Origin of the sequence: Micromonospora sp. KLBMP9576, assembly GCF_050941805.1 — a bacterium.
In the GTDB taxonomy this organism is placed as follows: Bacteria; Actinomycetota; Actinomycetes; order Mycobacteriales; family Micromonosporaceae; genus Micromonospora.
The window spans coordinates 3,501,084-3,514,399 of sequence record NZ_CP194567.1 but is presented as its reverse complement, the minus strand read 5'-3'; the positions used below and the strand labels follow the sequence as shown (position 1 = coordinate 3,514,399).

The 13,316-nt window shown below is 73.9% G+C and carries 13 protein-coding genes and 1 riboswitch; of the genes, 6 read left to right on the top strand and 7 right to left on the bottom strand.

Annotation, left to right across the window (positions count from 1 at the left end; genetic code table 11):
- Window positions 1-78: 78 nt before the first annotated feature.
- A complete protein-coding gene (locus tag ACQ452_RS15730; protein ID WP_433384888.1) occupies window positions 79-1,518 on the bottom strand; it encodes a glycine hydroxymethyltransferase in 1,440 nt (479 codons plus the stop codon).
- Between the two features lie 17 nt (window positions 1,519-1,535).
- A riboswitch (ZMP/ZTP riboswitch) is annotated at window positions 1,536-1,625 on the bottom strand.
- A 120-nt stretch (window positions 1,626-1,745) separates the two neighbouring features.
- Here ACQ452_RS15730 and ACQ452_RS15725 point away from each other — a divergent pair.
- Window positions 1,746-2,597, top strand: coding sequence for a metallophosphoesterase family protein (locus ACQ452_RS15725; RefSeq protein WP_433384885.1), 852 nt, complete (start codon window positions 1,746-1,748; stop codon window positions 2,595-2,597).
- A gap of 43 nt (window positions 2,598-2,640) precedes the next feature.
- Here ACQ452_RS15725 and ACQ452_RS15720 read toward each other — a convergent pair whose 3' ends face one another.
- From ACQ452_RS15720 to ACQ452_RS15700, 5 genes are all read right to left on the bottom strand, one after another.
- Entirely contained in the window at window positions 2,641-3,141 is a 501-nt protein-coding gene (locus tag ACQ452_RS15720; protein ID WP_433384882.1) for a hemerythrin domain-containing protein, read from the bottom strand.
- Window positions 3,142-3,249: 108 nt separating this feature from the next.
- Window positions 3,250-4,737, bottom strand: a complete 1,488-nt coding sequence (locus ACQ452_RS15715; RefSeq protein ID WP_433384879.1) for a S8 family peptidase — start codon at window positions 4,735-4,737, stop codon at window positions 3,250-3,252.
- Between the two features lie 148 nt (window positions 4,738-4,885).
- A complete protein-coding gene (locus ACQ452_RS15710) occupies window positions 4,886-5,755 on the bottom strand; it encodes an NAD(P)H-hydrate dehydratase (RefSeq protein ID WP_433384877.1) in 870 nt (289 codons plus the stop codon).
- On the bottom strand, window positions 5,739-6,470 hold the full coding sequence (locus ACQ452_RS15705) for a histidine phosphatase family protein (protein ID WP_433384874.1): 732 nt from the start codon (window positions 6,468-6,470) through the stop codon (window positions 5,739-5,741). The genes ACQ452_RS15710 and ACQ452_RS15705 overlap by 17 nt, the downstream gene beginning before the upstream one ends.
- Window positions 6,471-6,515: 45 nt before the next feature.
- Entirely contained in the window at window positions 6,516-7,238 is a 723-nt protein-coding gene (locus tag ACQ452_RS15700) for an alpha/beta hydrolase (protein WP_433384871.1), read from the bottom strand.
- A 223-nt stretch (window positions 7,239-7,461) separates the two neighbouring features.
- Between ACQ452_RS15700 and ACQ452_RS15695 the strand changes: the two genes are divergently transcribed.
- The gene (locus ACQ452_RS15695; RefSeq protein WP_433384868.1) at window positions 7,462-7,692 is read left to right on the top strand and encodes a hypothetical protein; all 231 of its coding nucleotides are present in this window, start codon (window positions 7,462-7,464) and stop codon (window positions 7,690-7,692) included.
- Window positions 7,693-7,823: 131 nt separating this feature from the next.
- Complete coding sequence (locus ACQ452_RS15690; RefSeq protein ID WP_433384865.1) at window positions 7,824-8,795, top strand: DNA polymerase domain-containing protein; 972 nt, start codon at window positions 7,824-7,826, stop codon at window positions 8,793-8,795.
- Window positions 8,796-8,823: 28 nt separating this feature from the next.
- Here ACQ452_RS15690 and ACQ452_RS15685 read toward each other — a convergent pair whose 3' ends face one another.
- Entirely contained in the window at window positions 8,824-9,330 is a 507-nt protein-coding gene (locus ACQ452_RS15685; RefSeq protein ID WP_433384862.1) for an Lrp/AsnC family transcriptional regulator, read from the bottom strand.
- Between the two features lie 104 nt (window positions 9,331-9,434).
- On the opposite strand from ACQ452_RS15685, the gene pdhA reads away from it, so the two are divergent.
- From pdhA to ACQ452_RS15670, 3 genes are read left to right on the top strand one after another with little or no spacing between them, the layout of a single operon-like run.
- Entirely contained in the window at window positions 9,435-10,601 is a 1,167-nt protein-coding gene (pdhA, locus tag ACQ452_RS15680; RefSeq protein ID WP_433384859.1) for a pyruvate dehydrogenase (acetyl-transferring) E1 component subunit alpha, read from the top strand.
- Window positions 10,601-11,617: an alpha-ketoacid dehydrogenase subunit beta gene (locus tag ACQ452_RS15675; protein WP_433384855.1), complete on the top strand. Its 1,017-nt coding sequence runs from the start codon at window positions 10,601-10,603 to the stop codon at window positions 11,615-11,617. The genes pdhA and ACQ452_RS15675 overlap by 1 nt, the downstream gene beginning before the upstream one ends.
- Window positions 11,614-12,954 (top strand): dihydrolipoamide acetyltransferase family protein, encoded by a 1,341-nt coding sequence (locus ACQ452_RS15670; protein WP_433384852.1) that lies wholly within the window; start codon window positions 11,614-11,616, stop codon window positions 12,952-12,954. Before ACQ452_RS15675 ends, ACQ452_RS15670 begins: the two co-directional genes overlap by 4 nt.
- Window positions 12,955-13,316 lie beyond the last annotated feature (362 nt).

Sequence of the window (13,316 nt, the reverse complement as noted above, 5' to 3'; positions counted from 1 at the left end):
CGGCCGGTCATCGGCGGGCCGGGCCGGACGCCGACGCCCCCACCCGGCGGGCCGGGCGGGGGCGTCGCGGTGTCGGGCTCAGCCGAGGTCGACGCCCGGGTAGAGCGGGAAGCCGGTCAGCAGGTCACTGGCCTGCTTGCCGACCCGACCGGCCACGGCCGGATCGAGGACGTACTTGGCCTTCGACGGTGTGCCGTCCGGGTTCGCGCCCGGCTTGGTCTGGCTGAGCACGGTGTGGATCAGTTCGGCGGTCTCGTCCATCTGCGCCACGCCCAGCCCTCGGCTGGTCAGCGCGGGGGTGCCGACCCGGATGCCCGAGGTGTACCAGGCGCCGTTCGGGTCCTGCGGCACCGAGTTGCGGTTGGTGACGATGCCCGAGTCGAGCAGCGCCTGCTCGGCCTGCCGGCCCGTGAGCCCGTAGCCGGAGACGTCGATCAGCACCAGGTGGTTGTCGGTGCCCCCGGTGACCAGCGTGCCGCCGCGGCGCAGCAGACCCTCGGCGAGCGCCTGCGCGTTGTCGACGACGCGCTGCGCGTAGTCGGCGAAGTCGGGGCGTCGCGCCTCGGCGAGGGCGACCGCCTTGGCGGCCATCACGTGCGGCAGCGGGCCGCCGAGCACCATCGGGCAGCCCCGGTCGACCTGGTCGGCCAGCTCGGGCTGGCAGAGCACCATGCCGCCGCGCGGGCCGCGCAGGGACTTGTGCGTGGTGGTGGTGACGATGTGCGCGTGCGGCACCGGGTCGAAGTCGCCGGTGAAGACCCGGCCGGCGACCAGCCCGGCGAAGTGCGCCATGTCGACCATGAACGTCGCGCCGACGGAGTCGGCGATCTCCCGCATGATCCGGAAGTTGACCTTCCGCGGGTACGCCGAGTATCCGGCGACCAGGATCAGCGGCTTGAACTCGCGGGCCGCCTCGGCGACCCGGTCGTAGTCGATGAGGCCGGTGACCGGGTCGGTGCCGTAGCTGCGCTGGTCGAACATCTTGCCGGAGATGTTCGGCCGGAACCCGTGGGTGAGGTGGCCGCCGGCGTCCAACGACATGCCGAGCATCCGCTGGTTGCCCAGCTCCCGGCGCAGCGCGAACCAGTCGGCCTCGGTGAGGTCGTTGACCTGCCGCACCTGCGCCCTGCGCAGCGCGGGCGACTCCACCCGGTCGGCCAGGATCGCCCAGAACGCCACCAGGTTGGCGTCGATGCCCGAGTGCGGCTGCACGTAGGCGTGGGCGGCGCCGAAGAGCTCCCGGGCGTGCTCGGCGGCGAGCGCCTCGACCGTGTCGACGTTCTGGCAGCCCGCGTAGAAGCGGCGGCCCACGGTGCCCTCGGCGTACTTGTCGCTGAACCAGTTGCCCATGGTCAGCAGGGTCGCGGGGGAGGCGTAGTTCTCGCTGGCGATGAGCTTGAGCGACTCGCGCTGGTCGGCGAGTTCGGCGCCGATGGCGTCGGCGACCCGAGGCTCGACGGCGCGGATCACCTCGAGGGCGCTGCGGAAGGCGGTGGATTCGGCGTTCGGCGACGACATGCGACCTCCAGTGACGTGCGGAAGGCCCAGGCGCTCGGCATGCGTCCTCATGACGGGACCGCTTCCCGATGGTTGTCCATCCCCACGCGCCAGTCACGGCCCGTGCTGATCCTACCGGGTCTCCGGCGGCGGCCTCCGGCCCACCTCGGCAGTCGCGCCGGCCCGTGGTGCGGACTCCGGCGGGGTGGGGCTCGCGGCGCGGTGCGCGGCTGCATAGGATCAGCGGCATGGCGGGGGAGGACGGCGAGGGCGGCAGCCTGCTCGCCATCAGTGACCTGCACGTCAGTCACCAGGGAAACCGGGAGGTGGTGCAGGGGCTACGCCCCGGCTCGCCGCAGGACTGGCTGCTGGTCGCCGGGGACGTGGGCGACACCGTGGCCGACGTCGAGTGGGCGCTCGGCCTGCTGGCGAGCCGCTTCGCGAAGGTGGTGTGGGCGCCGGGCAACCACGAGTTGTGGACCCCGCCGGCCGACCCGGTGACCCTGCGTGGGGCAGCTCGCTACGCCTACCTGGTCGACGCCTGCCGGCGGCTGGGCGTGCTGACCCCGGAGGACCCGTACCCGGTGTGGCGGGGGGTGGGCGGCCCGGTGCTGGTGGCGCCGCTGTTCCTGCTCTACGACCACAGCTGGCGCCCCGACGGGTTCGACACCCCCGAGGCGGCGCTGGCCGAGGCGTACCGCACGGGGATCGTGTGCACCGACGAGTTCCTGCTGCACCCCGACCCGTACCCGAGCCGGTCGGCGTGGTGCGCGGCGCGCGTCGCCGAGACCGCCCGCCGGCTCGCCGAACGGGAGCCGGACATGCCGACGGTGCTGGTCAACCACTGGCCGCTGCTGCGCGAGCCGACCCGGGTGCTGCGCTACCCGATCTTCGCCCAGTGGTGCGGCACCGAGTCCACCGCCGACTGGCACCTGCGCTTCGACGCCGCCGCGGTGGTCTACGGCCACCTGCACATTCCCCGCACGACCTGGCACGACGGGGTGCGCTTCGAGGAGGTCTCGGTGGGCTATCCCCGGGAGTGGCAGCCCCGGGCCAAGCCCCCGGCGCTGCGGCGGATCCTGCCCGCACCCCCGGCGTGACGACGGGCCCCGGAGCACCGGGGCCCGTGCGATGCCGTCCGCCTCAGGCCGTCACGGCGTCCAGCGACTTCTTGATCGCCTTGGGGTCGGTCGGCTTGCGTGGCGCGTCCGCCCGCAGGGCGATCATCCGCTCGCCGATCTCCTGGAGCTGCTTACGGCCGAGCGCCTCGCGCACCTTGGGAAACCACTCCTGCTCCTCCTCCTCGACATGGTGCAGGACGTTCTCGATCAGCACCGTGGTCTTGGCGTTGAAGCGCTCGTCGGTGGCGTCCATGGTGAACAGCTCCGCGCAGAGCACGTCGGCGACGTGGTGCTCCTCGTACGACTCGAGGATGTCGTCCTCGAGGTCGGGCAGGAGCTTGCGGACCTCGGGGTACATCACCTCGTTCTCCAGGTAGGTGTGCACCGTGAGGGCCTCCAGGATCTCGTTCACCAGCTTCTGCCGTCGCGCCGCCGGACCCTCCTCGGCCTCCTGGAACGCCTTGAACAGGCGGCGCATCTCCTTGTGGTCCTCTTTCAACACGACGATGGCATCGGTGGACACCGTTGACCTCCTCGACTCGACTGACGCCCCTCCCGTACCCCCGGTGTGAGCAGGGAAAACGGGTGGGGCCCGGCGGGAATCCGCCGGGCCCCACCGGGGGTGGCGCCGTTACCGGACCACGTTGTACGCGTTGACCATGCCGGCGCCGTAGAAGCCGTTGCGCTTGCCGCCGGAGCAGGTCGCGTCGTAGGCGTTCGGGCCGGCCGCGATCAGCGGCACCGGGTTGTAGACGCCGCCGGGGCACGCGATCGCCTCGGCGGTGTTGCCCAGGAAGGCCGACAGCTGACCGGAGGTCATGCCCGGGTGCGCCGAGACGGCCAGGGCGGCCACGCCGGCGGCGTGCGGCGAGGACATCGAGGTGCCCTGCTTGTAGCCCCAGCCGTCGGTCCTCGTGGTGGTGTTGTAGGTGGTGGAGAGGATGCCGTCGGTGAGGGTCGAGCTGGCGCCCCGGGTCCGGAAGCGGGTGTCGCCACCCGGCGCCGTCACCTCGACCACGCCCTGACCGTACGAGGAGTAGTAGCTCTTCTGCCCGGTCGGGCCGACCGCCGACACCGTCACCACGCCCGGCGCCTCGCCCGGCAGGACGAGACAGGCGTTGGTGAGGTTCTCGCGCTCCTCGGGGGTCCCGTTGTTCGGGCTGCCCGTGTCGGTGACCTTGTGGGCGAGGTCGAAGTTCGAGTTGCCCGCCGACGCCACGTGCAGCACGCCCCTGCTCTGCGAGTAACGCAGCGCCCGCTGGATCGCCTTCCACACCGGACGCTGGCGCGCGTCGTTGCGGCAGTTGAGCTCCCACGGGTCGATGTAGTAGCTGTTGTTGGTCACCCGCATGCCCTGCTCGGCGGCCCACATGAACCCGCAGACCGCGGCCTCCGGGAAGATGTAGCCGTCGTCGTTGACCACCTTCACGGCGGCCACCTTGACGCCCGGAGCGACACCTGCCACCCCGACGCCGTTGACGGCGGCGGCGATGGTGCCGGCCACGTGGGTGCCGTGGTCGGAGGTGGTCGGGTTCCAGGCGGACTCGGCGGTGTCGGAGACGCCGCCGATGCAGGACGTGCTCTTGTTCCTGGCGATCTGGCCGGCCAGGTCGGGGTGGCTGGAGGAGATGCCGCTGTCCAGCACGCCGACCACCACGTCGGCGCGGCCGGCGTTGACGGCGTGGGCCTGCGGGACGTCGATCATCGGCATGTCCCACTGCTGACCGAAGAGGGGCTCCCCGGCCGGGTCGGCGGTCGGGTTGGCCGCCTCCGCCGCCGGGACCTCCAGGGTCTCGCCCTCCTCGAGGGCGGTGCCCAGGCCGGCCGTGGACGCCACCGAGTCGACGCCCGCGCCCGCCACGTCCGTGACGAAGGCGGGGTTGGTCGACCGGACGACGAGCACGCCGATCTGGTCGTAGCTGGCCACCACGGTGCCGTTGGCGGCGGCCACGCGGGCGGCCGCCTTGTCGGTCCTGGCACCCTGCGGGGCGAGCACCAGGAACGTGGTGTCCGGGCCGGCGGCCGACGCCGCCGGGGCCAGCCCGCCGGTGACGGCGAGGCCGACGCCGAGCGTCACGGCGGACGCGGCAGCCAGTGTCTTGCGATGGAGCTTCTTCACACAGACTCCCAGGGGCTGTCTCCAGCCGGTTGCGCCCCCGGGCGGGGAGCAGCCGGCGGGAGGCGCGCGGGACGCACGCCTTCCACAGGAACCAGCGCCGCGGGGCCGCGTCGCGTTACACGCGTCGGCCCGACCGGGCCGGGACGTGTCAGACAGTCGCCAGGGTGTGCGGGATCTCGTCGAGCAACTCCCGGGCGAGGAACCCGATCCGGCCGTACCGGGGGACCAGCCGCTGGCCGCTCACCGCGTGGGCGAACGCCGCCCAGCAGGTGGCCTGTGCCGGCTCCGCGCCCCGCGACAGCAGCCCGGCCAGCAGCCCGGCCCGCACGTCCCCGCTGCCGGAGGTGCCCAGGCCGGCGTCGCCGCTCTCCTCCCGCCAGCTGCGGCCGTCGGGGGTGGCGATGTGCCCGTAGAGCGAGACCACCGCGTCGTAGCGACCGGCCAGCTCGATGGCCTCGGCGTCGAGGTCGTCGCCCGGGTCCCGGCCGAGCAGGTGCCGGGCCTCGGTGAGGTTGGGCGTGAGCACCACCGCCCGTCCGGAGCCGACCAGCAGCTTCGGGGCGTGGCTGAGGGCCCCCAGGGCGTACGCGTCGAGCACCAGCGCCGTGCGCGGACCGGCCGTGTCGAGCACCAGGCGCAGCAGGCGGTCGGTCTCGTCGATGTCCTTGAGGCCGGGGCCGACGGCCACCACGTCCGCCTCCGCCACCAGGTCGCCCAGCAGCTCGCCCGGCCGGCCCGCGATCGCGCCGTCGGCGGTCTCCGGCAGCCCCACCACCAGTGCCTCGGGCACCTGGATGCTCAGCGCGGCGGCGGTGGACTCGGCGGCGGCGAGCTGGAGCACGCCGGCCCCGGCCCGCAGGGCGGCCACCCCGGCGAGCAGCACCGCGCCGGGGGTGAACCGGGACCCGCCGACCACCAGCACGGTGCCCCGGGCCTCCTTGCCGCCGGTCGGCACGGGCAGCGCCCAGTCCCGCAGCAGCCCGGGGGTGATCACCCGGGTGTCAGACCGGTTCGGCATGGATCTCGTCCTCCCTCGTCGGCCGGGCACCCTGCGCGCGCAGGTGCCCGACGTCGTTGAACACGTCCGGGGTCAGCGTGCCGTCCGTCCCGGCGGACCAGCCGGTGATCGAGCAGTTGGCGATGACGTGCTCGCGGGTCAGCGCCATGAGCTGTTCCTCGGTGAGCCCCTCCACCAGGTAACGGGTCAGGAAGACCAGGGCGTCGTGGCCGAACAGCAGCACGCGCTGGCCCTCGTGGTCACGGCGCAGGTCACCGAGGAGGGTGCGCAGGCGCAGCGCCACGTCGGTCCAGGACTCCCCGCCCGGCGGCCGGTAGTAGAACTTGCCGAGCCGGTCGCGGCGCGCTGCCTCCTCCGGATGCCGCCGGCGCACCCCGTGCCCGGTCAGCCCGTCCAGGATGCCCAGCTCCCGGTCGCGCAGCCGCTCGTCGCGGGAGACCGCGATCCCGGTGCCGGCCAGGGCCAGCTCGGCGGTCTGCACGGCCCGCAGGTACGGCGACACCACGGCGACGTCGGGCCGGCGGGCCTCGGGCAGGTCGCCCAGCCATCGGGCGGTGGCCCGCGCCTGCTCCTGGCCGGTCGGACTCAACGGCACGTCGGCGTCGCGGTGCGACAGGTCGATCAGCTCAACGCCGGCCGCCTCGGCGGCCGTGGCAGCCACGTTCGCCGTGCTCTCGCCGTGCCGGACGATCCAGAGCGTCGCCAGTTCCCCCATGGGGCAACCCCTACCCGGTGCCCGCCGCGGGTAACCGCGCCCGGGTCACACCTCAGGCGCGGGCGTGGGGCGGCCGACACCGTAGACCTCCCGCCGGATCTCCTCCAGCCGGTCGGCCAACTCCCGCGGCCGGCTGAGGGCCACCGGGTGCCCGCCGTCCATCTCGTCGGGGGTGACGCCCAACCGGTCGGCCACCAGCTCCCGCAGGAAGTCGATCGGGAAGAAGCGGTCGCCCCGGCAGAGCAGCGCCCGGGTCGGCACGTCCGGCCAGGCGTCGAGGGGCCACGGCTTCTCGAACGGCGTCCCCGACTGGTCCCGGGCGTTCGCCGCCGCCTCCGCGACGAGCTGCGGGGGCAGTTCGTGGAAGAAGACGACGCCGGGGTCGTCGTCCTGCTCCGGCGTCCACCCCTCGCGTTGCGCCTGTGCCCGCCTGGCCTGAGCGTAGCGGGTGGCGCCCCACCACTCGCCCGGCGACTCGCCGGGCGCGGGCACCATCGGGGTCAGCAGCACGAGCAGTCGCGCGTCGACCCGCTCGCACACCAGCGGGCCGGTGAACGCGCCGAACGACTGGGCCACGACGACCAGGTCCCGGCGGTCCCCGATGGCCCGCACAGCGGCGTCGGCGTATTCCGCCAGCCCCGCCGAGTCGTCGGCGCACGGCAGGTCCACCGCCACCACGTCGTGCCCCCGATCCCGCAACTGCTCCGCCAGCAGGTGCCAGTACCAGGGCCCGCTGCCCGCGGGCGGAATCAGGGCGTACGTCGCCATTGTCGGTGATCCTCTCCTGGTGCGACGAGGTCGACCGACCGTAGCCGACCCCGACGCGGATCGGGTGGCCCGTAGGACGCGTGGCGGCGAGGGTGTTCCCGCCCCGGCGCCGGCCTGGGCCGTGTCGCGGACCCCGGGCGGGTGGCGCGGGCCGCCGTTAGGCTCGGCAGTTGTCGGCGCGCGCTCGTCGCCGCGCAACGTCTACGACGACCGTGCGACGAGCATGTTCCGGCTGACCCCGGGCTACATCGACAACAGCAAGATCAAGAGCGTGGGGAACCACCCCGGCGGTCCGGTGACGATCCGGGTGCCGGGCGACACGGCAAACCCGAACGGGAGCTGGGGAAACGGCAACATCTGGCGCTACGGCCGGGTCGGCTCGTCCGTCGGTAACCGCTACCTGCGGGGTTCCGCCATCCACAAGGCGCGGCCGGTGGTCTGGGAGACGCGCTGAGGCGTCACGGGCGTGGCGGCTCCACCGCCGCGACCGTAGCCGCCGCGGTGGTGATCCCGTAACCCGCCCGGGCGGGCGGGCACGGTCCCGGACGGGCGTGCCGGCCGCCCGGGCGGGTTACGGTGTACGGCGTGGCGACGCCGGCCGAGGAGATCCAGGTGGGGCGGCGGCTGGTGCGCGTCTCCAGCCCCGACAAACCGTACTTTCCGCAACTGGGGCTGACCAAGCTGGACGTCGTGCGCTACTTCCTCGCCGTCGGCGACGGCATCCTGCGCGCCCTGCGGGACCGGCCGACCATGCTGGAGCGGTGGCCGCGCGGCGTGTTCGACGGCGCGAGGATCGGCACCCGGCAGGACAACCGGGGCGACGCCTTCTACCAGAAGCGGCTGCCGGCGGGGGCACCCGAGTGGGTGCGCACCGCCCACCTCACCTTTCCGAGCGGCCGTACGGCCGACGAGGTCGCGCCGAGCGAACTGGCGGTGGTGATCTGGGCGGCCAACCTCGGCACGCTGCGGTTCCACCCGTGGCCGGTCTGCGCCACCGACGTCGAGCGGCCCGACCAGCTTCGCATCGACCTGGACCCGATGCCGGGGGTGGGCTTCGACCAGGTGGTGCCGGTGGCCCACGAGGTACGCGCGTTCCTCGCCGAGCTGGGCCTGACCTGCTACCCGAAGACCACCGGCGGACGCGGCCTGCACGTCTACCTCTCCATCGAGCCCCGGTGGAGCTTCGGGGACTGCCGGCGGGCGGTGCTGGCGATCGGCCGCGAGATGCAGCGCCGGTTGCCGGAGGTGGTCACCACCACCTGGTGGCGGGAGCAGCGGGACCGGCCCGTCTTCGTCGACTACAACCAGATGTCCCGGGACCACACGATGGCCTCGGCGTATTCGATCCGCCCCACCCCGGCGGCGCTGGTCTCCGCGCCGCTGGACTGGTCGGAGCTGGACGCGGCCCGGCCGGAGGACTTCACCGTGACGACGATGCCCGCCCGGTTCGCCGAGCGCGGCGACCCGCACGCGGGCCTCGACGACCGGCGGTTCTCGCTGGAACCGCTGCTGGAACTGGCCGACCGGGAGGGGCTGGACGCACCGCCCGAGCGGTGAGCCCGCCCGGTGCCGGCCCGGTGCCGGCTCACTGCCACGGGCTGCGCTCGCCGTCGAACTCCTCGAAGACCAGCCAGGTGCGGGTGGAGAGCACGCCCGCGATGCCCTGCACCCGGCCCAGCACCACGTCGCGCAGGGTGGCGTTGTCCGGCGCCCGGACCAGCGCGAGGACGTCGTGGTCGCCGCCGAGCAGGGCCGCGTGCGCGATGTAGCGGACCCGGGCCAGCTCCGCCGACACCTCGCGCCAGGTGTTCTGTTCGATCTGCAACGCCACGTACGCCGAGGTGCCCAACCCCGCGGCCTCGGGCGCGACCTGTGCCCGGAAGCCGGTGACCACCCCGTCGCGCAGCAGCCGCTGCATCCGCGCGTACGCGTTGGTGCGGGAGATGTGGATCCGCTCGGCGAGGGTGCGCACCGACGTGCGGCCGTCGCGGACCAACTCGTCGAGGATCCGGCGGTCCACCTCGTCCAGGGGACGCGCCGAACGTCCCGTTCCGGCCGTCGGCTCCACCGCGGCTCCGGACTCCTGGCTCATCACGTCGCCCGTCCAATGCCATCCGTCCCGCGTTTGTCCGGGATCTTGAGTCAATCATCCAACAGCAGGAGCATAAGCCCACCACACGTCCAGGAGGTTCCGCCGTGACGACCACACCCGAGGCGGTCCGCAGGGCATCCCCGCGCAGCCGCCGTAAGGCCACCCCGCCCGACCCGGCCACGCCGCTGCTCCCGTCCGCCGCGCCCGTCCGCCTGCTCGACCCCACCGGCACGCCGCTGCCCGCCCCCGCCGACTACCCCGAGCCGCCCGTCGCGGCGCTCGTCGAGCTGCACCGGCGGATGGTCGTCGGCCGCCGCTTCGACAGCCAGGCCACCGCCCTGACCAAGCAGGGGCGGCTGGCGGTCTACCCGTCCTCGCGGGGGCAGGAGGCCTGCCAGGTCGGCGCCGTGCTCGCCCTGCGCGACACGGACTGGGTCTTCCCGACCTACCGGGAGTCGATGGCCCTCGTCTCGCGGGGCATCGACCCGGTCGAGGTGCTGACCCTGCTGCGCGGGGACTGGCACTGCGGCTACGACCCCGCGGCCCGGCGCACCGCCCCGCAGTGCACCCCGCTGGCGACCCAGTGCGTGCACGCCGCCGGGTTGGCCTACGGCGAGGCGTACCAGGGGCGGGACACCGTCGCGCTGGCGTTCGTCGGCGACGGGGCGACCAGCGAGGGCGACTTCCACGAAGGCGTCAACTTCGCCGCCGTGTTCAAGGCCCCGGTCGTCTACTTCGTGCAGAACAACAAGTACGCGATCAGCGTGCCGCTGTCCCGGCAGACCGCCGCACCGTCGCTGGCGTACAAGGGCGTCGGCTACGGCGTACCCAGCGAACAGGTCGACGGCAACGACCCGGTCGCCGTGCTCGCCGTGCTCACCCGGGCGGTGGCACACGCCCGGGCGGGCAAGGGCCCGTTCCTGGTCGAGGCGCACACCTACCGGATGGAGCCGCACACCAACGCCGACGACGCCACCCGCTACCGCGACGGCGCCGAGGTCGACGCCTGGCGTGACCGGGACCCGCTGGCCCGGCTGGAGACCTACCTGCGCGCCCGCGGCGCGCTCGACGACGCGGGCGTCGCCGCGCTCGCCGACGAGGCCGAGGCGTACGCCGCCGACCTGCGCACCCGGATGAACACGCAGCCCACGGTCGACCCGATGAGCCTGTTCGAGCACGTCTACGCCGAGCCCACCCCCCAGCTCGTCGAGCAGCGCGAGCAGGTCCGCGCCGAGCTGGCCGCCGCCCAGGACGAGGAGGGTGAACGCTGATGGCCACCCTGACCATGGCGAAGGCGCTCAACGCCGCGCTCGCCGACGCGATGCTCGACGACGAGCGGGTGGTCGTCTTCGGCGAGGACGTCGGGGCGCTCGGCGGCGTCTTCCGGATCACCGACGGCCTGCAGGCCCGCTTCGGCGACAAGCGCTGCTTCGACACCCCGCTCGCCGAGGCCGGCATCGTCGGCTTCGCCGTCGGCATGGCCATGTCCGGGCTGCGCCCGGTGGTCGAGATGCAGTTCGACGCGTTCGCGTACCCGGCGTTCGAGCAGATCGCCTCGCACGTGGCGAAGCTGCGCAACCGCACCCGGGGCGCCCTCAGCGTGCCGATCGTGATCCGGGTGCCCTACGCCGGCGGCATCGGCGGCGTCGAGCACCACTGCGACTCCAGCGAGGCGTACTACGCGCACACCCCCGGCCTGAAGGTCGTCACCCCGGCGACGGTGCAGGACGCGTACGGCCTGCTGCGCCAGGCGATCGACGACCCCGACCCGGTCGTGTTCATGGAGCCGAAGAAGCTCTACTTCTCCAGCGCCGAGGCGGACCTGTCGGCCACCGCCGCGCCGATCGGCCGGGCGGTCGTGCGCCGCCCCGGCCGCGACGCCACCCTGGTGGCGTACGGGCCGGCGGTGCCGGTCGCCCTGGAGGCCGCCGAGGCCGCCCGCGAGGACGGCTGGGACCTGGAGGTCGTGGACGTGCGAAGCATCGTGCCGTTCGACGACGAGACCGTCACCGCCTCGGTCCGGCGTACCGGCCGGTGCGTGGTGATCCAGGAGGCGCAGGGCTTCGCCGGGGTCGGCGCGGAGATCGCCGCCCGGGTGCAGGAGCGCTGCTTCCACGCCCTGCACGCCCCGGTGCTGCGGGTGTCCGGGCTGGACATCCCGTACCCGGCGCCGATGCTGGAGCACACCCACCTGCCGTCGGTGGACCGGATCCTCGACACGGTGGCCCGGTTGCAGTGGGACGACCAGCCCGACGGGCGCTGGCTGAGCCGGGGGAGCGCGGCGTGACCACGGTGGACACCGCGCAGGTCTTCCTCCTACCCGACCTGGGCGAGGGCCTCAGCGAGGCCGAGATCGTCGAGTGGCGGGTCGCCGTGGGTGACGTGGTCACGGTGGACCAGAGCGTCGTGGAGGTGGAGACCGCCAAGGCGGTCGTCGACGTGCCCTGCCCGTACGCCGGGCGGGTCGTGGCGCTGCACGGCGCGGCGGGCGAGACCCGCCCGGTCGGTCAGCCACTGATCACCATCGCGCCGCTGACCGACGACGGGCCCGCCGGGCACGCCACCTACCGCGAGGAGGAACGCGCCGGCTCGGGCAACGTCCTCATCGGGTACGGCACCGGCCACGGCGGTCCGGGCCGCCGCCGCCGGCGGCCCCGCCTCGTGGCCGCACCCGAACCCGCCCCACCCGGATCCACCCCGGTGCACGGGGCCGACCGGCCGTACGGCGCGGCGGCGCCCCTGGTCATCTCGCCGATCGTGCGCCGGCTGGCCCGCGAACACGGCCTCGACCTGGCCACCCTGCGCGGCACCGGCCCCGGCGGCGTGGTGCGCCGGGCGGACGTGGAGGCCGCCGCGGCCCGGGTGCCGACGCCGGCCGCGCGCCTCGCCGCGGTGCCGGACGAACCCGTGTCGACGACGGCCGCCGAGGCGCAGGACATGGTCGTCCCGCTGACCGGCATCCGCAAGGTGATCGCCGACAAGCTCTCCCGCAGCCGGCGGGAGATCCCCGAGGTGACCATCTGGGTGGACGTGGACGCCACGGGGCTGCTGGAGACCCGCGCGGCGATCAACGCGGCGACCCCGCACGCGCCGGTGAGCATCCTGGCCCTGCTGGCCCGGATCTGCCTGTCCGGGCTGCGCCGGTATCCGCAGCTCAATGCCCGGGTCGACGCGGAGGGCCAGCGGATCGTCCAGTACGCCGGTGTGCACCTGGGCATCGCCGCGCAGACCGACCGGGGGCTGGTCGTGCCGGTGCTGCGCGACGCGCAGCGGCTCAGCACGGCCGAGTTGGCCGCCGAGCTGACCGCCACCACCACGGCCGCCCGGGCCGGCACGCTGCCCCCGGCGCGGCTGACCGGCGGCACGTTCACCCTCAACAACTACGGCGTATTCGGCGTCGACGGCTCCACCCCGATCATCAACCACCCCGAGGCCGCGCTGCTCGGGGTGGGGCGGATCGTGGACAAGCCCTGGGTGGTGGACGGGCAGCTCGCGGTGCGCAAGGTGACCCAGCTCAGCCTGACCTTCGACCACCGGGTCTGCGACGGCGGGGTGGCCGGCGGCTTCCTGCGGCACGTCGCCGACTGCGTGGAGCGGCCGGCGCTGCTGATCGCCCACGTCTGAGCCCGGACCGCGACGGTCCCCGGCGGCGCCGGGGACCGTCGCGGTCGTCGTACGCGACGCGTGCACGGTCGGAACCTTGCCGCGACCGGCGCTTCCGGTCGTCCGCGCGGCGGCACCTTGACGATCGGGCTGAGGCGGGAAGCGGCGTTTTCCGGGGTGGGGGCAGGGAACGCGCTCCGGGTGATTTCCGTGCCGCACATCGGGCGGCGGGCCGGTGAACCGCCCGGCGCGGCGCAACCGGGACTCGCCGGGATGCCGGGGATCGGCGGCGGCGCCCCGGACGATCCCGACGGGGATTCGCAGCCCGGGGCGAGCGGCCCCATTTTACGCAGTGCGGCGAATGCCTCCCGTAATTGCTTTCA

What these genes read in the sequence shown, in the direction of transcription:
- ACQ452_RS15730 (WP_433384888.1), bottom strand. Translation starts at nt 1,518, where the DNA reads ATGTCGTCGCCGAACGCCGAATCCACCGCCTTCCGCAGCGCCCTCGAG.
- ACQ452_RS15725 (WP_433384885.1), top strand. Translation starts at nt 1,746, where the DNA reads ATGGCGGGGGAGGACGGCGAGGGCGGCAGCCTGCTCGCCATCAGTGAC.
- ACQ452_RS15710 (WP_433384877.1), bottom strand. Translation starts at nt 5,755, where the DNA reads ATGCCGAACCGGTCTGACACCCGGGTGATCACCCCCGGGCTGCTGCGG.
- ACQ452_RS15705 (WP_433384874.1), bottom strand. Translation starts at nt 6,470, where the DNA reads ATGGGGGAACTGGCGACGCTCTGGATCGTCCGGCACGGCGAGAGCACG.
- ACQ452_RS15700 (WP_433384871.1), bottom strand. Translation starts at nt 7,238, where the DNA reads ATGGCGACGTACGCCCTGATTCCGCCCGCGGGCAGCGGGCCCTGGTAC.
- ACQ452_RS15695 (WP_433384868.1), top strand. Translation starts at nt 7,462, where the DNA reads ATGTTCCGGCTGACCCCGGGCTACATCGACAACAGCAAGATCAAGAGC.
- ACQ452_RS15685 (WP_433384862.1), bottom strand. Translation starts at nt 9,330, where the DNA reads ATGAGCCAGGAGTCCGGAGCCGCGGTGGAGCCGACGGCCGGAACGGGA.
- ACQ452_RS15675 (WP_433384855.1), top strand. Translation starts at nt 10,601, where the DNA reads ATGGCCACCCTGACCATGGCGAAGGCGCTCAACGCCGCGCTCGCCGAC.